Here is a 19,293-nt window from a genome sequence, read left to right as displayed (position 1 = left end):
TGCCGCCGTTCTGCTTTGAGACCGGCGCATGGCGGGGGGGGGTGCGCTTGTTTCGCCGCTTCGACCGTGCGAGTAGCCTGCCAACAACAGAAGGCTGCCTCGACCATCACGGCGGCCGTTGCTAGCTGGAGGTTACCCCATGGATCGCCGTCATTTCGTCAAGGTCGCAGGCGCGGGCGCTGCCGGCAGCGCGGCCATCGCTGCGCCCGCCATCGCGCAGTCGCAGCCCAAGATCAACTGGCGGCTGACCTCGAGCTATCCGAAGAGCCTGGATACGCTCTACGGTATCTCGACCCATGTCGCGAAGCGCGTCGCCGAGGCGACCGACAACAATTTCCAGATTCAGGTCTTTGCGCCCGGCGAGATCGTGCCGGCCCTGCAGGCTCTCGACGCCGTGCAGAACGGCACCGTCGAGTGCAGCCACACGCTGGCGAGCTTTTATATCGGCAAGGATCCCGCCTTCGCTTTCGAGACCTCGCTGCCCTTCGGCTTCAACACCCGCCAGCAGAATGCCTGGCTCTATCAGGGCGGCGGGCTGGAACTCTGCCGCGCCTTCATGAAGAACTACAACATCTACACCATCCCGTCCGGCAACACCGGTGCGCAGATGGGCGGCTGGTTCCGCAAGGAGATCAAGTCGCTGGAGGATCTGAAGGGGCTGAAGTTCCGCATCGCCGGCCTTGGCGGGCGCATCATGGCGCGCCTCGGCGTCGTGCCGCAGACGATCGGCGGCGCTGACATCTACCCGGCGCTGGAGCGCGGCACGCTCGATGCCGTCGAGTTCTCCGGCCCCTATGACGACGAGAAGCTCGGCTTCGTGAAGGTCGCCAAGTACTATTACTATCCGGGATTCTGGGAAGGGAACGCCAATGTCAGCTTCCTCGCCAACCAGGACAAGTGGAACGAACTGCCGGCGTCCTACAAGGCGATCGTGGAAGCGGCCTGCGCCGAGGCCAATGCGCTCTGCGTCGCGAAGTACGACCACAACAATCCCGATGCGCTGATTCGCCTCGCCGGTACCGGCGCCGAGCTGCGGCCCTTCCCGCAGGAGGTGATGGCGGCCGCGTTCAAGGAAGCCTTCGCCATGTATGGCGAGCTCGCCGCCAGCAATCCCAACTTCAAGACCTTCTACGATTCCTTCCTGCCGTACTGGAAGAAGGAGCAGCTCTGGTTCCGCATCGCCGAGCTGCCGTTCGACGCGTTCAACGCGCAGAACTACCAGCAGGTGAAGTGAGTTTGCACGCGGGCGCGGATCGTTCTTGACCGCGCCCGCGCCGCTTTCTGCATTCTCGCATCGGCATTGCCCGAAAACCGCATTCCACTTTTCGGGCCGATGCCGTAACCCGGTGCCATGACATCGCGCGCCTTCATAGCCGGTTGCCTCGGCACGAGTCTCACCGCGGATGAGCGGGCCTTCTTCCGGGATGCCCGCCCCTGGGGCTTCATCCTCTTCAAGCGCAACACGCAGACGCCCGAGCAGGTTGCGGCATTGACGGCCGAGATGCGCGAGACCGTCGGCTGGCATGCGCCGATCCTGATCGATCAGGAGGGCGGGCGCGTCCAGCGCATGGGGCCGCCGAACTGGCCGAAATATCCCTCGGCGCGCGCTTTCCTCGCCATCAACGATTCCGTCCGCCAGCGCGAGATCGTCCGGCTCTCGGCGCGGCTGATGGCGCATGACCTGAAGAGCGTCGGCATCGATGTCGACTGCCTGCCGGTGCTCGACGTGCCAGTCGCCGGCAGTCACGATGTGATCGGCGACCGCGCCTATGCCCATGATCCCGATCAGGTGGCGCGGCTCGGCCGGGCCGCGGCGGAAGGGCTGATCGCTGGCGGCRTGCTTCCGGTCGTCAAGCATATGCCCGGCCATGGCCGGGCGCGGGCCGACAGCCATCACAACCTGCCCGTCGTCGACGCATCGCTCGACGAGCTGCGGGCGCATGATTTCCGCCCGTTCCGGCACCTCGCCGACATGCCGCTCGCGATGACGGCACATGTCGTGTTCACGGCGCTCGATCCGAAGCATCCGGCGACGGTCTCGCGGAAGATCGTGCGCGAGATCATGCGCGGCGAGATCGGCTTCGACGGGCTCATCATGACCGATGATATTTCGATGAAAGCGCTCTCCGGCTCCTTCGAGGCCAAGGCCCGCGCCGCGATTCGCGCGGGCGTCGACGTGATCCTGCACTGCCACGGCATCATGGAAGAGATGGTCGCCATCGCCGGCACGGTGCCGGAGATGACCGGGGCCCGCGCCCGCCGCGCCGCGGCTGCGCTCGGCCGCATCCGGCACGAGCCGGAGCCGATCGATCTCGGGGCTGCGCGCGCGGAACTGGCGGCCGCGCTTGCGTTGAGCGCCTGAACAGCCAAATCTGCACCTCGGGGATGACAGCGGGGCAGGGCCTCAGATGACGGCCGAGTTGCCATTCGAGGAGGACGCCGCGCGCCGTGAAGGCGAGCCGTCGCTCGTCGTCGATGTCGACGGCTATGAGGGGCCTCTCGACCTGTTGCTCGATCTCGCACGCCGCCAGAAGGTCGATCTGCATCGCATCTCGATCCTGGCGCTCGCCGAGCAGTATCTCACCTTTGTCGAGCAGGCGCGGGCGCTCAGGCTGGAACTCGCGGCCGATTATCTCGTGATGGCGGCTTGGCTCGCCTATCTGAAATCGCGGCTGCTGCTGCCCGAACCGCCCAAGGGCGAGGAGCCGAGCGCGGCCGATCTCGCCACGGCGCTGGCGCTCCGCCTGCGCCGGCTGGAAGCGATCCGCGCCGCAGCGCGCAAGCTCGCCGCGCGCGAGCGACTGGGCCAGGACGTCTTCGCTCGCGGCGCACCGGAGGAGATCGTCGCAGGCGCCCGGCCTGTCTGGGAAGCCGAGCTCTACGATCTGCTCGCGGCCTATGCGCAGCAGCGGCAGAAGCGGGTGCAGGGGCATATCTCGGTCGGCCATCGCGTCGTCTGGTCGCTGGTCGAGGCCCGCGAGGCCTTGCAGCGACTGGTCGGCGAGGCCGGTGACTGGACCGAACTGGACAGCTATCTGACGCAGTACATGACGTCTCATGGCCTGCCGGCGCGGGAGATGCAGGCGACGGTCAGGGCCTCGGCCCTGTCGGCCATGCTCGAAATGGTCAGGGAAGGGGTCCTCGACCTGCGGCAGGACGAGGCTTTCGCGCCGATCGAGCTGCGCCGTCGTTCGGCGCGCCCGCGGATTTTGCCCTTCGCCGGCAAGGATGCGTCATGACCGCCGCGCCGGTCGACACCCTGGACGCCGAGGATGGCGGCGGCGTCGAAGCTTTCGCCCAGGCACAGCGCATTGTGGAGGCGCTGCTCTTCGCTTCGCCCGTGCCCTTGTCGGCAGAAGCACTGGGCCGTGCGATCCCGGCCGGCATCGCGGTCGAGCAGGTGCTGGCCCGGCTTGTGGAGAGCTATGCCACGCGCGGCGTCAACCTGCGCCAGGTCGCGGGCGGCTGGGCCTTCCGAACGGCGCCGGACCTCGGATATCTGCTCGCGGCGGAGGCCGAGCCGCCGCGCAAATTGTCGCGCGCCGCGCTCGAGGTTCTCTCGATCATCGCCTATCACCAGCCGGTGACGCGGGCCGAGATCGAGGAGATCCGCGGCGTCGCCACCGCCAAGGGCACGCTCGACATTCTGCTGGAGGCCGGCTGGGTCCGCCTGCGCGGGCGGCGGCGCTCGCCGGGGCGTCCTGTGACCTACGGCACGACGCCCGGCTTCCTCGACCATTTCGGCCTCGACCGGATCGACGACCTGCCGGGCCTGGAGGAGTTGAAGGGAACCGGCTTCATCGAGGGGCGCCTGACACGCGACCTGCAGGTGCCGGTTCCCGACGATGATCCGGGCCTGCGCGACGACGAGGACCCGCTCGGCGACCTGTTCGGCCCGCTTGACGACGGCGAGGGCGGGCCGCAACAGGGGTGAGGGCAGCTATTCGCGCGGCGATTGCCCCGCGTCATCCCGGGCGGAGCGAAGCGGAGACCCGGGATCCATGCCTGAACCTCATGCCGGAAACGCTCTGGCATGGATCCCGGATCGGCGCCGCTTCGCGGCTTGTCCGGGATGACGGCGAGTTTGTGAAGAGGTGAGACGAGGTTGGCACGCAGCGAGATCAAGGCGGGTTGGCTCGGCTGGGGCCGGCGCGGGACAGCCGGCGCGGCGATTCCGATGGCGCTCGGCTTCGAGGGCGTCACGCAGCGTTTCGGGGAGGTGACGGCGCTGTCCGATCTCTCGCTGGCGGTCAATCCGGGCGAGATCGTTGCGCTGCTCGGCCAATCGGGCTGCGGCAAGACGACGCTGCTGAGGCTCGCCGCGGGTGTCGAACGGCCGAGCGCCGGACGGGTGCTGCTGGAGGGGCGCGACGTTTCGGCGCCCGGCCGGTTCGTCGAGCCGGAGCATCGCGGTGTCGGCTTCGTCTTCCAGGACTACGCGCTGTTCCCGCATCTGACCGTCGGCGAGAATGTCTGCTTCGGCCTGCGCGGGCAGAGCGCCGCATCGGCGGAGGCGACCGCGCTCAGGGCGCTCGCGCGCGTCGGCCTTGCCGATTTCTACGGGGCCTTTCCGCATATGCTCTCCGGCGGCGAGCAGCAGCGCGTGGCGCTGGCGCGTGCCATCGCGCCGCGTCCCGGCGTGCTCCTGATGGACGAGCCCTTCTCCAATCTCGACCGGCGGCTGCGCGACGTGGTGCGCGACGAAACCGCGGCGCTGCTGGAGGAAACCGGTGCTACCTCGATCATCGTGACGCATGATCCGGAGGATGCGATGCGGATCGCCGACCGCATCGTGCTGATGCGGGCCGGGCGCATCGTCCAGATCGGCACGGGCGAGGAACTCTATCGGAAGCCCGCCAGCCTCTTTGCCGCCCGATTTTTCTGCGATTTTACCGAGGTCGAAGGTCGCGTCTCGGGAGGCGCGATCGATACGCCGCTGGGGCGCTTCGCGGCGCCGGGGCTGCCGGAGGGAAGCGAGGCGATCGCCTGCATCCGGCCACATCGGGTGCGGATTGTGCCTAAGGGCTACTACCTGCCCGGGCGGCTCGTCGCGCGGCGCTTCCTCGGCGAGGTCGATCATCTGCTGATCGCCGTGGAGGGGTTCGACCGTGCGCTCTCGGTGCGGGCGGCGCTGTCGGATGAGATCGCGGTGGGCCACGAGGTCGGCGTTGAGATTCCGTCCGACGAAGTCCTTGTGTTTCCGGCGGCAGATCAATAGGTTCCGCCGCCGAGCGATCGACCGGGCAGGGATTGGGTTGGGGATTTCCCCCGGTCGAGGCAATTTCGGAGGAGTTTCGCCATGGGTGGCGTGAGCATTTGGCATTGGATCGTCGTCGGCGTCATCGTGATGCTGCTGTTCGGGCGCGGCAAGGTGTCCGAGTTGATGGGCGATGTCGCCAAGGGCATCAAATCGTTCAAGAAGGGGATGGCGGAGGACGATGAGCCGACGCCGAGCGCGACGAATGTCGACCCCAAGGTGATCGACCATACCCAGGCCAGCAACACGGCTGCGCAGGCTCAGGCCAAGGCCGAGCACAAGGGCTGATGCGGCTTGCGTCCGCTGGACGCGGTTTTGGTGATGCGCGCGTTCTGATCCCTCGGCCTTGACGGCCGAACGGAGGCGCGCCGGGAGGACGAGCCGTCGATGTTCGACATCGCCTGGAGCGAGATGGTGCTGATCGGCGCGGTGGCGCTGGTGGTGATCGGCCCCAAGGATCTGCCCAAAGCCCTGCGCACGGTCGGCCAGACGGTCGGCCGTATTCGCCGCATGGCGACCGAATTCCAGGGGCAGTTCAACGAGGCGATGCGCGAGGCCGAACTCGCCGACCTCAAGAAACAGGTCGAGGATGTCGGCGGGTCGGTGTCGAGCGCGCTCAACAGCGACTATAAGCCGATCGAGGAGCCGAAGGATTTTTCGGCGTCGAGCGCGGGCGAGACCGCTGCGCCCGATGACGCGGCGCTGAAGGAGGCCGAGGCGAAGCTTGCTGCGCTGCCGATGCCGGAGTTGCCGCCGGTCGACATCGCCGCCGAGACGCCGACGCCCGCCGACGAGCCTGTTCCGGCCGCCAAGCCGAAGCGGACGCGCAAGGCGAAGGCTCAGGACGAGCGGGTGGCCGATAGCGCCCCGGCTGCCGAAGCCGCACCCGCTGCCGAGATGAGCGAGACTGCCGAGAAGGCGAAGCCGGCACGCTCGCGCCGAACCAAGGTCGCGGCGGATGCACCGGAGGAGCCTGAAGCGCCCGCCCCGGAGGCCACTTCGAGCGAGGCGACGCAGGGCGCGCCGAAGCCCACCCGCAAGCGCAAGCCCAAGGCCGATACCGCCAAGGGTGAGGAGACTTCCGCATGAGCGTCGCCAATCCTCGCGAGGGCGACGATGAGATCGAGGCCTCGCGCGCGCCGCTCATCGAGCATCTGATCGAGCTGCGCTCGCGGCTGATCAAGTCGCTGATCGCCTTCCTCATCATGTTCTTCATCTGCTTCGGTTTCTCGACGCAGATCTACAACCTGCTGGTGCTGCCCTATGTCTGGGCGGCCGGCAGTGCAGCCAATGCGCAACTGATCTATACCGGCCCGCTCGAGCTGCTGTTCACGCACATCAAGGTGGCCGCCTTCGGCGCGGGCTTCTTCGCCTTCCCGGTGATCGCGACGCAGATCTACAAATTCGTGGCGCCCGGCCTCTACAAGAACGAGAAGGCGGCCTTTGCGCCCTATCTCGTGGCGACGCCGGTGTTCTTCACGCTCGGCGCGGCGCTGGTGTTTTTCTTCGCCATGCCGGTGCTGATGAAATTCTCGCTCGGCATGCAGCAGGCAGCGACCGAGACGCAGGCCGGTATAGCGCTCCTGCCCAAGGTCAGCGAATATCTCTCGCTGATCATGACCCTGATCTTCGCTTTCGGCGTCGCCTTCCAGCTGCCGGTGATCCTGACGCTGCTGGGGCAGGCAGGCATCATCGATTCGCAGTTCCTCAAGGACAAGCGCCGCTACGCCATCGTCTTCGTCTTCGTCGTCGCGGCGGTGCTGACCCCGCCGGACGTGATCTCGCAGCTGATGCTGGCCGTGCCGATGCTGCTGCTCTACGAGCTCTCGATCTTCTCGGTCCGCCGCGTCGAGAAGAAACAAGAGGCGGCTGAAGAGGCTGCCGAGTAGGGCCTTTTGCGCAACGTCTTACGTCATTCCGGCGTTTCGCCCGGAATGACGGGGCGTTGAGGCGAGGAACCCTGTTCCCTCACGCGTCGTCCCGGTCTAGAGCATCCTGCGCTGCATTCCGCAGCGATGCACGGCCGGACGACGATGTACGACATCAGATGGATTCGCGAGAACGCCGCGGCGTTCGATGGAGGCTTGACGCGACGGGGCCTGGAGCCGCTGTCGTCGTCGTTGCTCGCGCTCGATGATGTCCGTCGCTCCGCCATCGCCAAGGCTCAGGGCGTGCAGGAGCGCCGCAACGCGCTTTCCAAGGAGATCGGCAAGGCGATGGGCGCGAAGGATGTCGCGCTCGCCGAGAAGCTGAAGGCCGAGGTCGCGGCGCTGAAGGAAGCGCAGCCGGCACTGGAGGCCGAGGAGAAGGCCGCCAAGGAGGCGCTGGACGAGAAGCTCGCCGCCATCCCGAACGTACCCTTCGACGACGTGCCCGATGGTGCCGACGAGCACGACAACGTCGTGTCGCATGTCCATGGGGTGAAGCCGGAGGAGCGCGGGCTGCTCAGGGGTGTCAACGACCCGAAGCAGCATTTCGAGCTCGGCGAAGCGCTCGGCCAGATGGATTTCGAGAAGGCCGCGAAGCTCTCGGGCTCGCGTTTCGTCGTGCTTGAGAAGCAGATCGCGCGGCTCTCGCGGGCGATCGGGCAGTTCATGCTCGATACGCACACCGAGGAGCATGGCTATACCGAGGTGAACCCGCCGCTGCTGGTGCGCGACGATGCAATGTTCGGCACGGCGCAGCTGCCGAAATTCGCGGGCGACCAGTTCCGTGCCGTCGCCTTCGAGATGCCGGAGCATCTGAAGGACCATGGCCGAGCCGCCGAACTCTGGGAGTCGCTGGCGGAAAGCGGGGCTTCCGAGGAGGGCAAGCTGGAGCAGGCGACCTTCAACTCGGTGATGCAGGCGCTCTACGACGACAAGGTCTCTGCGGAAGAACGCCAGCAGATCACGGCGTTCTTCGAGAAGCAGCGTCGCGACCTTGCCGTCGCGCGCCATGGGCAGGCCCGTGCCGAGCAATGGGGCGAGGCCTTCGGCGGCGGACATTGGCTGATCCCGACCGCCGAGGTTCCGCTGACCAATCTGGCAAGGGAATCAATCCTTTCCGAGGAGGAGCTGCCGCTTCGATTCAGCGCGCTCACGCCTTGCTTCCGGGCCGAGGCCGGCTCTGCCGGCCGCGACACGCGCGGCATGCTGCGCCAGCACCAGTTCGAGAAGGTCGAGCTCGTCTCGATCACGGCCCCCGAAAAGTCGCGCGAGGAGCATGAGCGCATGCTCGCCTGCGCCGAGAACGTGCTGAAGAAGCTCGACCTGCATTATCGCGTGATGACGCTGTGCACCGGCGATATGGGCTTCGCCTCGCAGAAGACCTGGGACATCGAGGTCTGGCTGCCCGGGCAGAAGGCCTATCGCGAGATCTCGTCCTGCTCGGTCTGCGGCGATTTCCAGGCGCGGCGCATGAATGCCCGCTACAAGACCAGGGACGGCAAGGGCCCGTTCTTCGTGCACACGCTCAACGGCTCGGGCACGGCCGTCGGCCGCGCGCTGATCGCGGTGATGGAGAACTACCAGAACGCCGATGGCTCGATCACCGTGCCGGAGGTGCTGGTGCCCTATATGCGCGGCGTGACGAAGATCGAGAAGGCGGCCTGACATGCGTATCCTGGTAACCAACGACGACGGCATCCATGCCGAAGGGCTCGAGGTGCTGGAGCGGATCGCGCGCCAGCTTTCGGACGACGTCTGGGTCGTGGCGCCGGAGAGCGACCAGTCCGGCGTCGCCCATTCCCTGTCGCTGTCGAACCCGTTGAGACTCCGCCAGATCAGCGAGAGGCGCTTTGCCGTGGCGGGTACGCCGACCGACTGCGTCATCATGGCCGTTCGCTCGATCCTGGCCGAGGCCAAGCCCGATCTCGTGCTCTCGGGCGTCAACCGCGGCTCCAACGTCGCGGAGGACGTGACCTATTCCGGCACCATCGCGGCGGCGATGGAGGGCACGCTGCTCGGCATCCCGTCGATCGCCGTCAGTCAGGCCTATACGCCGGGCGACCGCACCAATATCCGCTGGGATTGCGCCGAGCATCATGCGCCCGGCATCATCCGCCGGCTGCTGGAGGAGGGCATTCCCGAGGGCGTGCTCTTCAACCTCAACTTCCCCAATGCGGGGCCGGCCGAGGTGCAGGGCGTCTCCGTCACGGTGCAGGGCCGGCGCGACCAGGAACTTGTCCAGCTCGAGCCCCGCAAGGATGGGCGCGGCAATCCGTATTACTGGATCGCCTTCCAGCGCAGCCGCAAGGAGCCGGCGAACGGCACCGATCTGCGCGCGATGGCCGAGAACCGAATCTCGATCACGCCGCTGGAACTTGACCTGACCCATGAGCCGACACTGACCCGCTTCGCGCAGGTCTTCGCCTGAGAGGCGGTGGGGAGGGGGTATGAGCGAGGAGGCGCCGGCCAGCGAGGGCGAACGCACTGTCGCCTTCCTGCTGTCGCTGAGGGCGCGGGGGGTGCGCGACCTCCCGCTGCTGCGCGCGATGGAGCGGGTGCCGCGCGATCGGTTCGCGCCGTCCCGCTTTGCCGATCTCGCGCGCGAGGACGTCTCGGTGCCGCTGCCCTGCGGCCAGACGATGACCGCGCCGCATACCGTCGCCAATCTGCTCGGCGCGCTCGATATGCAAATCGGCGCGCGCGTCCTCGAAGTCGGCACGGGCTCCGGCTACGTCTCGGCGCTGCTCGCGGCGCTCGGCGGCGAGGTGGTTTCACTGGAGCGTTATCGTTCGCTGGCGCTCGCCGCGCATGAGCGGGTCAGCGGCAGCGGTTTCGGCCAACTGATCGATCTGCGCCATGCGGACGGTTTCCAGCCCGATCGCACGCTCGGCCGCTTCGACCGTATCCTCGTCAACGGTGTCACACAGACGGTGCCCGAGGCGCTGCTGATGCGGCTGTCGAATGGCGGGCGGCTGGTCGGCGCCCTGCGAATCGAGGGGGTGGCGCGGCGGGTGGTGGTCACGCGCCTCGGCGATGACCAGTTCGACCATGCGACCGGGCCCGTGCTGCGCCTGCCGCCGCTGGTGCCCGGGATTTCGCGCGCGCTCTGACGCCTGGCCGCACCAACCGGCGGCGCGCGGTGACATGGCAAGGGGGGGCCAGCGCCCGCCGGCGAAAATCCAAAAAAGTGAAGACGGCTTCGCCAGCGAAACGCTTTCGTAACCTCAACGGGAGTTTAATGACCGTCATCGAGTTGCGTCGTTCGCGAGTACTCTGTTCATGCGTAGCCAAGCCGGATCGATCAATCATCGCGCTCTCCGTCGCCTTTCGACGGTGTGCCTGCTTGCCGTCGGTGTCAGCGCCTGCTCCTCGGATGCGCTGCGCTTCACCGAGACTCCTTTCGACAACCCCTTCAGGACTGCACAGGCCCCGGCGCCTGCTCGTGACCCGGCTACCACCGGTTCGATCGGGCGCTCTGCCAGCGCGCCGCTGCAGCCGGTTCCGTCGGCCCCGGTGGTGCGGGCTCAGCCCCTGCCGCCGCCGCAGTCTGCCGTTGCGCTGAGCTCGGCGCCCCCGCAGGCCGTTTCCGGCAGCGCCGCCGGCTGGTCGGCGCAGGGCGGCACGCCGGTCGTGATGGCGCAGGGCGAAAACCTCGACATGATCTCGTCGCGCTACGGCGTGCCGCGTGCGGCGCTCATGTCCGCCAACGGGCTAAGCAGCGCTAACGTGCCGCCGGGCACACGGATCACGATCCCGGTTTATAATGCGAGCGGCGCCCCCGCTTCGGTTGCTGCTGCTGCGCCGGCGCCCCAGGCCGCGCCGGCTCCGGCTCCGGCTCCTTCGCAACGCTTCGTCGCCGGCCCGGCTCCGGTCCGTCAGCCCGCTCCGGTTGTCGATGCGAAGGCGCAGGCCAAGGCCGCTGCCGATGCCAAGGCGAACGCTGCCGCGGAAGCCAAGGCGAAGGCCGCAGCAGACGCTCAGGCCATGCGCGAATCCCGTGCCCGTTTCGCTGCCGAAGCCAAGGCCAAGGCCGATGCCCGCAAGGTCGGCGCCACCGTGGCGGCCGTGCCCGCCGCGAAGCCTGCCGTCGATGTGAAGCCCGCGCCCGTCCAGCAGCCGGTGAAAGCCGCCGCTCCTGCTCAGCAGCCGGCGAAGCCGGTCGTGGTGGCGAACGCGCCTGCCGCCGAGCCGAAGCCGTCCGCACTGCCGAAGCCGACTGCGATCCCGAAGGCCGAGCCTGCATCCGAGCCGAAGACCACCGCCAGCCTGCCCAAGCAGGAAGAGGAGGCGTCTTCGGGTGACAAGGCCGATTTTCGCTGGCCGGCCCGCGGCCGCGTGATCAACGGCTACAGCAAGGGCGGCAACGAGGGCATCAACATCGCGGTGCCGGAAGGCACGCCGGTCAAGGCGGCCGAGGGCGGCACCGTCGCCTATGCCGGCAGCGAGCTGAAGGGCTACGGCAACCTCGTCCTGATCCGCCACCCGAACGGCTATGTCTCGGCTTACGCCCACAACGGCGAGCTCAAGGTGAAGCGCGGCGACACCGTCAAGCGCGGCCAGGTGGTGGCGAATTCGGGCCAGAGCGGCAACGTCTCCTCGCCGCAGCTCCACTTCGAGCTGCGCAAGGGCTCGAGCCCGGTCGACCCGACGCCCTACCTCAACAACTGAGCCGGGCCCGGGCGCAAGATTTAAGCCTTCGATCGGTTCGCGAGACCCTCCCGATCGAAAAAAGGACGGGGCGGCCCCAGGAAGGGCCGCCCCGTTTTCGTTTGCCCCAGGCCGTCCTGCTCGCGCTTGACCGAGTATCTCGGAAGCCGGTGCCTTCTGGTCATGAGATTCCCGGGTCAAGCCCGAGAATGACGTGTCCTCATCCTTCCAGCTTCTTGCCCAGCCGGCCGGCAAGGTCCTGAATGTACTGCCAGGCGGTGCGGCCGGAGCGGGAGCCGCGCGTCGTCGCCCATTCCAGAGCGTCGCGGCGCAACTCCTCGGGGCCGACCGCCAGCCCGAAATGGCCGGCATAGCCGTTGATCATCTCCAGATACTCGTCCTGGCTGCATTTGTGGAAGCCGAGCCAGAGGCCGAAGCGGTCCGAGAGCGAGACCTTCTCCTCGATCGCCTCGCCCGGGTTGATCGAGGTCGCACGCTCATTGTCCATCATGTCGCGCGGCAGCAGGTGGCGGCGATTCGAGGTGGCGTAGAAGACGACATTCTCCGGCCGGCCCTCGACGCCGCCGTCCAGCACCGCCTTCAGCGATTTGTAGGATGTGTCGTCGCTGTCGAAGGACAGATCGTCGCAGAAGACGATGGCGCGGTGCGGATCGTTGCGCAGCTGGCTCATCAGGGCAGGGAGGCTCTCGATGTCCTCGCGGTGGATCTCGATCAGCTTAAGCGGCAGGGCGCCCTTGGGCAGATGCTGGTTGGTGTCGGCATGCACCGCCTTGACCAGCGAGGACTTGCCCATGCCGCGCGCGCCCCAGAGCAGCACATTGTTGGCCGGCAGGCCCTTGGCGAAGCGCTCGGTGTTCTCGGCCAGCGTGTCACGGACGCGGTCGACGCCGCGCAGCAGCGAAAGCGCCACGCGGTTGACCTTCGGCACCGGCACCAGCTCCGAGCCTGCCGCCTGCCAGACGAAGGCGTCCGCGGCCTTGAGGTCGGCCGGCTTGTGCCGCGGCGGAGCGATGCGCTCGAGCGCATCGGCGATCCGCAGCAGCGTCGCGAGGGTCTGGTCGGGGGTGATCTCGGTCGTGGTCATGGCACTGGCGCCTTCATTTCATCCTGTCGAACCGTACCGTACCGTCCGGTACGGTTCCGGTGGCTAGCTAAACCGCGTCGTGGATCGAGCGCAAGGGGCATTGCGCGAATGGCAGCAAGCCCATAGGTGAGGAGCCGTGCCCGGGAGACCGGGCATGTCCGATTGATTTCACGGCGTTGCTGGCTATAGTCCGCGCGATTTTGGCCGGGCGATGCTTTTGCCGCGTCTTGCGGCCGGCGGCCTGCTGCGCCGTCGTTAGAGAGGAGTCCTTCAGTGATCACCCCCGCTTTCGCCCAGGCGACAGGAGCCGGTGGCGGCGCCGACATGCTGATCCAGCTCGTGCCGTTCCTGCTGATCTTCGTTATCATGTGGTTCCTGATCATCCGGCCGCAGCAGCGGCGGGCGAAGACCCATCAGGAGATGATCAAGAACGTCCGCCGCGGCGACACGATCGTGACCTCGGGCGGCCTGATCGCGAAGGTGTCGAAGGTCGTCGACGACGGCGAGCTGGAGGCCGAGATTGCCGATGGCGTGCGCGTGCGCATCGTGCGCGGCATGATTCAGGACGTCCGCTCCAAGAGCGAGCCGGTCAAAAGCTGACTTTGACAATCGATCGCGTTTTCGCATTCGGACGGAATCGTCCGAATGCGACGTGATCTGAGGCACGACAACAAGGCTGTTCACGCAGATGCTTCGTCTCCAGGCCCGCAAGGTCATTCTCGTCCTGCTCGTGCTGATCGTCGGCTGCGGGCTCGCCGTGCCGAACCTGTTCTCCCCGGAGACGCGCAAGTCCATTGCCGAGAACGCGCCGTCCTGGATTCCGCGCATCTTCCTGCCGATCCATGCGGTGGTGCTCGGCCTCGACCTGCAGGGCGGTTCGCACGTCCTGCTCGAGATCGACCGGGCCGAGCTGGTCCGCAGCCAGGTGACCCAGCTGCGCGACGACGTCCGCCGCGTCCTGCGCGAAGAGCGCATCAGCATTCAAGGTGGCATCCAGACCACGACGCGCGGTGTTCAAGTGCGCGTCCCGGATGCGGCCGAGCGCGCCCGCGTGCTGCCGAAGCTGCGCGAGCTCGCCCAGCCGATCGGCACGCTCGGCGCCTTCGGCCCTTCGGGCAACCAGTCGATCGCCATTGCCGAGCAGCCTGACGGGCTGATCCAGCTGACGGTGACGGAAGCCGGCTCGAACGAGCGCATCCGCCGCGCCGTCGAGCAGGCGATGGAAGTTCTGCGCCGGCGCGTCGACGCGCTCGGCACGACCGAGCCGAACATCCAGCGCCAGGGCCTCGACCGCATCCTGGTCCAGGTGCCGGGCCTGCAGGATCCGCAGCGCCTGAAGCAGATCCTCGGCGACACGGCCAAGCTGGAGTTCCGCCTCGTCGGCGACGCCAACAGCAGCGAAGTCGACATGCTGCCCTCGCAGGATGCCGGCGGCCAGACCGTCCCGGTGCTGCGCCAGCCATCCGTCGACGGCGCCGACCTGATCGACGCGCAGCCGGCCTTCGATTCGCGCAGCGGCCAGCCGATCGTGAACTTCCGCTTCAACATCCGCGGCGCCCAGCGTTTCGGCCAGATCACCACGGAGAATCTCGGCCGCCCGCTGGCGATCGTGCTCGACAACAAGGTGATCTCCTCGCCGGTGATCCAGTCGCCGATCACGGGTGGCTCGGGCCAGATCTCCGGCAACTTCACGGTCGAGCAGGTCAACAACCTCTCGATCCTGCTGCGCGCCGGCGCACTGCCCGCCAAGATGACCATCGTCGAGGAACGCACCGTCGGCCCCGGCCTCGGCGCCGACTCGATCCGCGCCGGCAAGATGGCGACCCTGATCGCGACCGTGATGGTGGTGATCTACATGCTGGCGACCTACGGCATCTTCGGCCTGATCGCGAGCATCGCGCTGCTGGTCCATGTCGGCCTGATCTTCGGGCTGATGTCCTTCCTCGGCGCGACGATGACGCTGCCCGGCATCGCCGGCATCGTGCTGACCATCGGCACGGCGGTCGACTCCAACGTTCTGATCTATGAACGCATGCGCGAGGAGGAGCATCAGGGCCGCAGCCTCGTCTCGGCGCTCGAGGCCGGCTTCCAGCGCGCCTTCGCCACGATCATCGATTCCAACGTCACCATGCTGATCGCGGCGGTGGCGCTGTTCTCGCTCGGCTCCGGCCCGGTGCGTGGCTTCGCGGTCGTGTTCATCCTGGGCATCCTCACCACCGTCATCACGGCGGTGACGCTGACCCGGATGCTGATCGCGCTCTGGTATCGCTGGGCCAAGCCCAAGCACCTCCCGTTCTGACGCTGCCAACCCTTCAGGAGATTGGCCATGCGCATGCGCCTGCTTCGTATCGTTCCCGATAACACCCGCTTCAAATTCGTCTGGTTCCGTCGCTTCAGCTATCCGCTGTCGGCTGCCTATTCGGTCCTCGTGATCGTGCTGTTCCTGACGGTCGGCCTGAATTTCGGCATTGACTTCAAAGGCGGCACGCTGATCGAGATGCAGTCGAAGGCGGGCACCGTCGACATCGGCCAGATCCGCCATACCGCGAACGGGCTCGGCTTCGGCGAAGCGGAGGTGCAGGAATTCGGCACGGGCGGCGAGGTCTCGATGCGCTTCGGCATGCAGCCGGGCGGCGAGACGGCTCAGCAGGCTGTCGTGGTGAAGGCGCGGGAGGCCTTCGCCTCGAACTATGAATTCCGCCGCGTCGAGACGGTCGGCCCGCGTGTTTCGGGCGAGTTGGTGCAGGCGGGAACGCTCGGCGTCGTGCTCGCGATCGTCGGCGTGCTGATCTATCTCTGGTTCCGCTTCGAGATGCCGCTGGCGATCGGCGCGATCCTCGGCACGCTGCACGATATCGTGCTCACGATCGGCTTCTTCCTGATCACCCAGCTCGAGTTCAATCTGACCTCGATCGCGGCGATCCTGACCATCGTCGGCTACTCGTTGAACGAGACCGTCGTGGTGTTCGACCGTACCCGCGAGCTGCTGCGCCGCTACAAGACGATGCCGGTTGCCGAGCTTCTCGACCTGTCGGTCAACTCGACCCTGTCGCGCACGGCGATGACGGCGACGACGACCTTCCTGTCGCTGCTGGCGCTGGTGCTGTTCGGCGGCACCGCGATCGAGGGCTTCGCGCTCGTGATGCTCTTCGGCGTGGTGATCTGCACCTATTCGGCGATGTTCATCTCGACGCCGGTGCTGCTCTATATGGATGTCCGCTCGGCCGGCGCCCGCGAGGAGGCGCAGGAGGCGGCGCGCGCCAAGGCTTCGTCGGCCGCCAAGGCGAAGGCCTGAGCGGCTTCATGCCGCGCTTCGACGGCTTCGTTCCCGGCCGTTTCCCGCTCGATGCGATCGGGGCGGGCGGTTTCCGCTTCGCGGAGATGAGCCACAAGGGCTCGATTATCGCGACGCCGGCGGGCATCCGCATCTGGCCGGTGACGCGCTTTTCCGAGGTGACGATCGAGAGCCTGCAGCCGGTGCTGGACGAGGCCGAGAGCATCGACTTCCTGTTGATTGGGACAGGGGCCGACATTGCCTTCATTCCGCCCGTTCTGCGTGATCCGCTGAGGCTGGCCGGGATCACCGTCGAGGGTATGGCGACAGGCGCGGCTGCCCGCACCTACAATATCCTCGTCGCAGAGGACCGACGCGTCGCCGCTGCGTTGATCGCGATCGACTAGGAACCCTGCCGGCAGTTTGGAAAGCCGGCCATGCGAGCGACGCGTAGCAGGGGCAGGGCGAGTGCCCTACATTAGGGGCGGCCTAACGATTGGCGGGCCGAGGCGGGACAATGCCGCAGACCGAGACTGATGATCGCAGGGATATCGCGCCGGCGCGCTTGCCGGAGGCTTATGCCCATTGTGCGACGCTCGTGCGCGAGCAGGATCAGGATCGCTATATCGCCGGTCTCTACGCCTCCGAAGACCGCCGGGCGGCGCTCTACGCCCTCTATGCCTTCAGCCTCGAGATTGCACGGGTAAGGGCGCTGGTCAGCGAGCCGCTGCCGGGCGAGGTCAGGCTGCAATGGTGGCGCGACGTGCTGGAAGGCCAGCCGGCCGGCGAGACGCAGGCGCATCCCGTGGCCGCGGCCCTGCTCGACACGGTCCGGCGCTACCGCCTGCCGATCGCGCCGCTGACGGCATTGATCGATGCCCGGATCTTCGACCTTTACGACGATCCGATGCCCTCTCTCCGCGACCTGGAGGGCTATGCCGGCGAAACCTCCAGCGCCTTGATCCGACTCGCCTGCCTGATCCTGGCAGGCGGACGCGATCCGGGCGGGGCGACGGCCTGCGGCCATGCCGGCGTCGCCTATGCGCTGACCGGGCTGATGCGCGCTTTCCCGTGGCATGCGGCCGAAGGGCAGGTCTACCTGCCGGCCGACATCCTTTCCCGCAACGGCGTCACGCGTGACGACATCGTGCGCGGGCGGGGCGGCCCGGGCGTGCTCTACACGCTCAAGGAACTGCGCGAGATCGCCCGCAACCACCTGAAGAAGCTCGCGAGCCTCGGCGAGTCGATTCCGCCGACGCTGAAGCCGGCCTTCCTGCCGGCGGCTCTGGTGGAGCCCTATCTCCGGCGGATGGAGGCGAGGGGATACGATCCGTACCGGACCATCATCACCCTGCCGGCCTGGCGCCGACAGTGGATCCTGTGGCGGGCGGCGCGGAAAGCTTAGAAGCAAGCGCCGTCGCGCTCGGGCCAAAACCGAGCATCTCGCGACGCGGAAGCATATCGTCGTTCCAGGGCTTCGCGTCAGCGAAGGGCCCGGAACCCATGAGCACGCCGTTTGCCGCCATGGTCGGGCCTGTCTCGACCAGACGTGGATGCTCGTCACAAGGGCGAGCATGAGCCTCTGGAATGGCGTCGTGTTGACGGGTTCCGGGCTCAGGCCTTCGGCCTGTCCCGGAATGACGGAGTGTTCTACTCCGCCGCCTTCGCCTCGACGCTGCTCGTCCAGGCGTCCATCTCGACCTTTGCGCGCGCGGTGAGCGCCTGCTTGCGGGCGACGCTCTTGGCCGGGCCCTTCAGGCGCTTGCCGTCGGGGCCGGTCGTCGCAACGCCTTCGATCGGCGGGAACAGCCCGAAATTGATGTTCATCGGCTGGAAGGAGCGGGGCCCCTCGTCGATGGTGACGATGTGGCCGCCGGTGATGTGATTGACCAGCGCGCCGAGAGCCGTCGTCGCAGGCGGCAGCGGTAGCTCGCGGCCAAGCCGCTCGGCTGCGGCCATGCGTCCGGCGAGGAGCCCGGTGGCGGCACTCTCGACATAGCCCTCGCAACCGGTGATCTGGCCGGCGAAGCGCAGGCGCTGATCGGCCTTGAGCCGCAGGTGTCCGTCGAGCAGCTTCGGGGAGTTCAGATAGGTGTTGCGGTGGATGCCGCCGAGCCGGGCGAACTCGGCATTCTGCAGGCCCGGGATCATCCGGAAGATCGCGGCCTGCTCGCCATATTTCAGCTTCGTCTGGAAGCCGGTCATGTTGAACAGCGTGCCGAGCGCATTGTCCTGGCGCAGCTGCACCACGGCATAGGCCTTGACGGTCGGGTTATGCTTGTTGGTGAGGCCGACCGGCTTCATCGGGCCCCAGCGCAAGGTCTCGCGGCCACGTTCGGCCATCACCTCGATCGGCAGGCAGCCGTCGAAATAGGGCGTGCCCTCCCACTCCTTGAACTCGGTCTTCTCGGCGGCGAGCAGCGCGTCGATGAAGGCCTCGTACTGGTCACGGTCGAGCGGGCAGTTGATGTAGTCGGCGCCGGTGCCTCCCGGCCCCGCCTTGTCGTAGCGTGACTGGAACCAGGCCTTGTCCATGTCGACCGAATCGAAATGGACGATCGGCGCGATGGCGTCGAAGAAGGCGAGCGAATCTTCGCCGGTCAGCGACTGTAGGCCCTGCGCCAGGGCAGGCGAGGTCAGAGGACCGGTGGCGATGACGACATTGTCCCATTCGGCCGGTGGCAGGCCGGCGATCTCGCCGCGGTCGATGGTGACGAGCGGATGGCTCTCCAGCGCGGCGGTGACGGCCTGCGAGAAGCCGTCGCGGTCGACCGCGAGCGCGCCGCCTGCCGGCACCTGATGGGCATCGCCCTTGGCCATGATCAGCGAGCCGAGACGGCGCATCTCCCAATGGAGCTGGCCGACCGCGTTGCTGGACGAATCGTCGGAGCGGAAGGAGTTCGAGCAGACGAGCTCGGCGAGCCCGTCGGTCTTGTGCGCGTCGGTACCGCGCACGGGGCGCATCTCGTGGATGACGACCGGGACGCCGGCCTCGGCGATCTGCCAGGCGGCTTCGGAGCCGGCGAGACCGCCGCCGATGATGTGTACTGGTTCCATGGCTGCGATGTGTCCGCAGCAGGCT

At 67.3% G+C, this 19,293-nt stretch carries 19 protein-coding genes; 17 read left to right on the top strand and 2 right to left on the bottom strand.

Annotated elements, in window-relative coordinates; all coding sequences use genetic code 11:
* Positions 1 to 139 precede the first annotated feature (139 nt).
* The 12 genes from AC1DIN_RS13975 to AC1DIN_RS13920 all read left to right on the top strand — a co-directional run bounded on the left by AC1DIN_RS13975 (position 140) and on the right by AC1DIN_RS13920 (position 11,853).
* The gene (locus tag AC1DIN_RS13975) at positions 140 to 1,234 is read left to right on the top strand and encodes a TRAP transporter substrate-binding protein (RefSeq protein WP_441470675.1); all 1,095 of its coding nucleotides are present in this window, start codon (positions 140 to 142) and stop codon (positions 1,232 to 1,234) included.
* 117 nt (positions 1,235 to 1,351) lie between these two features.
* The gene (gene nagZ, locus AC1DIN_RS13970) at positions 1,352 to 2,362 is read left to right on the top strand and encodes a beta-N-acetylhexosaminidase (protein WP_476810229.1); all 1,011 of its coding nucleotides are present in this window, start codon (positions 1,352 to 1,354) and stop codon (positions 2,360 to 2,362) included.
* A 46-nt stretch (positions 2,363 to 2,408) separates the two neighbouring features.
* Positions 2,409 to 3,239 (top strand): segregation and condensation protein A, encoded by an 831-nt coding sequence (locus AC1DIN_RS13965; RefSeq protein WP_441470673.1) that lies wholly within the window; start codon positions 2,409 to 2,411, stop codon positions 3,237 to 3,239.
* Positions 3,236 to 3,934: an SMC-Scp complex subunit ScpB gene (scpB, locus tag AC1DIN_RS13960; protein WP_476810228.1), complete on the top strand. Its 699-nt coding sequence runs from the start codon at positions 3,236 to 3,238 to the stop codon at positions 3,932 to 3,934. The genes AC1DIN_RS13965 and scpB overlap by 4 nt, the downstream gene beginning before the upstream one ends.
* Positions 3,935 to 4,177: 243 nt before the next feature.
* The gene (locus AC1DIN_RS13955; RefSeq protein WP_476810276.1) at positions 4,178 to 5,218 is read left to right on the top strand and encodes an ABC transporter ATP-binding protein; all 1,041 of its coding nucleotides are present in this window, start codon (positions 4,178 to 4,180) and stop codon (positions 5,216 to 5,218) included.
* Between the two features lie 81 nt (positions 5,219 to 5,299).
* Positions 5,300 to 5,545 (top strand): twin-arginine translocase TatA/TatE family subunit, encoded by a 246-nt coding sequence (locus AC1DIN_RS13950; RefSeq protein WP_441470671.1) that lies wholly within the window; start codon positions 5,300 to 5,302, stop codon positions 5,543 to 5,545.
* Positions 5,546 to 5,644: 99 nt separating this feature from the next.
* Complete coding sequence (gene tatB, locus AC1DIN_RS13945; RefSeq protein ID WP_476810227.1) at positions 5,645 to 6,346, top strand: Sec-independent protein translocase protein TatB; 702 nt, start codon at positions 5,645 to 5,647, stop codon at positions 6,344 to 6,346.
* Entirely contained in the window at positions 6,343 to 7,146 is an 804-nt protein-coding gene (gene tatC, locus AC1DIN_RS13940) for a twin-arginine translocase subunit TatC (protein WP_441470669.1), read from the top strand. Before tatB ends, tatC begins: the two co-directional genes overlap by 4 nt.
* 144 nt (positions 7,147 to 7,290) lie before the next feature.
* Complete coding sequence (gene serS / locus AC1DIN_RS13935; protein WP_476810226.1) at positions 7,291 to 8,850, top strand: serine--tRNA ligase; 1,560 nt, start codon at positions 7,291 to 7,293, stop codon at positions 8,848 to 8,850.
* A 1-nt stretch (position 8,851) separates the two neighbouring features.
* A complete protein-coding gene (gene surE, locus AC1DIN_RS13930) occupies positions 8,852 to 9,613 on the top strand; it encodes a 5'/3'-nucleotidase SurE (protein WP_476810225.1) in 762 nt (253 codons plus the stop codon).
* A 19-nt stretch (positions 9,614 to 9,632) separates the two neighbouring features.
* Entirely contained in the window at positions 9,633 to 10,295 is a 663-nt protein-coding gene (locus AC1DIN_RS13925; protein ID WP_441470666.1) for a protein-L-isoaspartate O-methyltransferase family protein, read from the top strand.
* A gap of 169 nt (positions 10,296 to 10,464) precedes the next feature.
* On the top strand, positions 10,465 to 11,853 hold the full coding sequence (locus tag AC1DIN_RS13920; RefSeq protein ID WP_476810224.1) for a peptidoglycan DD-metalloendopeptidase family protein: 1,389 nt from the start codon (positions 10,465 to 10,467) through the stop codon (positions 11,851 to 11,853).
* 199 nt (positions 11,854 to 12,052) lie between these two features.
* On the opposite strand, the gene AC1DIN_RS13915 is transcribed toward AC1DIN_RS13920, so the two are convergent.
* On the bottom strand, positions 12,053 to 12,937 hold the full coding sequence (locus tag AC1DIN_RS13915; RefSeq protein WP_476810223.1) for an ATP-binding protein: 885 nt from the start codon (positions 12,935 to 12,937) through the stop codon (positions 12,053 to 12,055).
* A gap of 324 nt (positions 12,938 to 13,261) precedes the next feature.
* Here AC1DIN_RS13915 and yajC point away from each other — a divergent pair, with 324 nt between their 5' ends.
* The 5 genes from yajC to AC1DIN_RS13890 all read left to right on the top strand — a co-directional run bounded on the left by yajC (position 13,262) and on the right by AC1DIN_RS13890 (position 17,616).
* Positions 13,262 to 13,537 (top strand): preprotein translocase subunit YajC, encoded by a 276-nt coding sequence (gene yajC / locus AC1DIN_RS13910; protein ID WP_441470748.1) that lies wholly within the window; start codon positions 13,262 to 13,264, stop codon positions 13,535 to 13,537.
* Between the two features lie 88 nt (positions 13,538 to 13,625).
* On the top strand, positions 13,626 to 15,236 hold the full coding sequence (secD, locus tag AC1DIN_RS13905; protein WP_441470663.1) for a protein translocase subunit SecD: 1,611 nt from the start codon (positions 13,626 to 13,628) through the stop codon (positions 15,234 to 15,236).
* A gap of 33 nt (positions 15,237 to 15,269) precedes the next feature.
* A complete protein-coding gene (gene secF, locus AC1DIN_RS13900) occupies positions 15,270 to 16,232 on the top strand; it encodes a protein translocase subunit SecF (RefSeq protein ID WP_476810275.1) in 963 nt (320 codons plus the stop codon).
* Between the two features lie 8 nt (positions 16,233 to 16,240).
* Positions 16,241 to 16,618: an Mth938-like domain-containing protein gene (locus tag AC1DIN_RS13895; RefSeq protein ID WP_441470662.1), complete on the top strand. Its 378-nt coding sequence runs from the start codon at positions 16,241 to 16,243 to the stop codon at positions 16,616 to 16,618.
* Between the two features lie 110 nt (positions 16,619 to 16,728).
* On the top strand, positions 16,729 to 17,616 hold the full coding sequence (locus AC1DIN_RS13890) for a phytoene/squalene synthase family protein (RefSeq protein ID WP_476810222.1): 888 nt from the start codon (positions 16,729 to 16,731) through the stop codon (positions 17,614 to 17,616).
* 245 nt (positions 17,617 to 17,861) lie between these two features.
* On the opposite strand, the gene trmFO is transcribed toward AC1DIN_RS13890, so the two are convergent.
* On the bottom strand, positions 17,862 to 19,268 hold the full coding sequence (gene trmFO, locus AC1DIN_RS13885) for a methylenetetrahydrofolate--tRNA-(uracil(54)-C(5))-methyltransferase (FADH(2)-oxidizing) TrmFO (RefSeq protein WP_476810221.1): 1,407 nt from the start codon (positions 19,266 to 19,268) through the stop codon (positions 17,862 to 17,864).
* Positions 19,269 to 19,293: the final 25 nt, after the last annotated feature.

The sequence above is a fragment of the Allobosea sp. 05T438 genome, from assembly GCF_056396025.1.
This window is presented reverse-complemented; position numbering and strand designations above follow the sequence as displayed.

Coding starts and splice junctions, on each gene's coding strand:
- tatB (WP_476810227.1), top strand. CDS start 5,645: ATGTTCGACATCGCCTGGAGCGAGATGGTGCTGATCGGCGCGGTGGCG.
- scpB (WP_476810228.1), top strand. CDS start 3,236: ATGACCGCCGCGCCGGTCGACACCCTGGACGCCGAGGATGGCGGCGGC.
- AC1DIN_RS13965 (WP_441470673.1), top strand. CDS start 2,409: ATGACGGCCGAGTTGCCATTCGAGGAGGACGCCGCGCGCCGTGAAGGC.
- surE (WP_476810225.1), top strand. CDS start 8,852: ATGCGTATCCTGGTAACCAACGACGACGGCATCCATGCCGAAGGGCTC.
- yajC (WP_441470748.1), top strand. CDS start 13,262: ATGCTGATCCAGCTCGTGCCGTTCCTGCTGATCTTCGTTATCATGTGG.
- AC1DIN_RS13975 (WP_441470675.1), top strand. CDS start 140: ATGGATCGCCGTCATTTCGTCAAGGTCGCAGGCGCGGGCGCTGCCGGC.
- AC1DIN_RS13920 (WP_476810224.1), top strand. CDS start 10,465: ATGCGTAGCCAAGCCGGATCGATCAATCATCGCGCTCTCCGTCGCCTT.
- secD (WP_441470663.1), top strand. CDS start 13,626: ATGCTTCGTCTCCAGGCCCGCAAGGTCATTCTCGTCCTGCTCGTGCTG.
- tatC (WP_441470669.1), top strand. CDS start 6,343: ATGAGCGTCGCCAATCCTCGCGAGGGCGACGATGAGATCGAGGCCTCG.
- serS (WP_476810226.1), top strand. CDS start 7,291: ATGTACGACATCAGATGGATTCGCGAGAACGCCGCGGCGTTCGATGGA.
- secF (WP_476810275.1), top strand. CDS start 15,270: ATGCGCCTGCTTCGTATCGTTCCCGATAACACCCGCTTCAAATTCGTC.
- AC1DIN_RS13890 (WP_476810222.1), top strand. CDS start 16,729: ATGCCGCAGACCGAGACTGATGATCGCAGGGATATCGCGCCGGCGCGC.
- AC1DIN_RS13955 (WP_476810276.1), top strand. CDS start 4,178: ATGGCGCTCGGCTTCGAGGGCGTCACGCAGCGTTTCGGGGAGGTGACG.
- AC1DIN_RS13925 (WP_441470666.1), top strand. CDS start 9,633: ATGAGCGAGGAGGCGCCGGCCAGCGAGGGCGAACGCACTGTCGCCTTC.
- trmFO (WP_476810221.1), bottom strand. CDS start 19,268: ATGGAACCAGTACACATCATCGGCGGCGGTCTCGCCGGCTCCGAAGCC.
- AC1DIN_RS13950 (WP_441470671.1), top strand. CDS start 5,300: ATGGGTGGCGTGAGCATTTGGCATTGGATCGTCGTCGGCGTCATCGTG.
- AC1DIN_RS13895 (WP_441470662.1), top strand. CDS start 16,241: ATGCCGCGCTTCGACGGCTTCGTTCCCGGCCGTTTCCCGCTCGATGCG.
- AC1DIN_RS13915 (WP_476810223.1), bottom strand. CDS start 12,937: ATGACCACGACCGAGATCACCCCCGACCAGACCCTCGCGACGCTGCTG.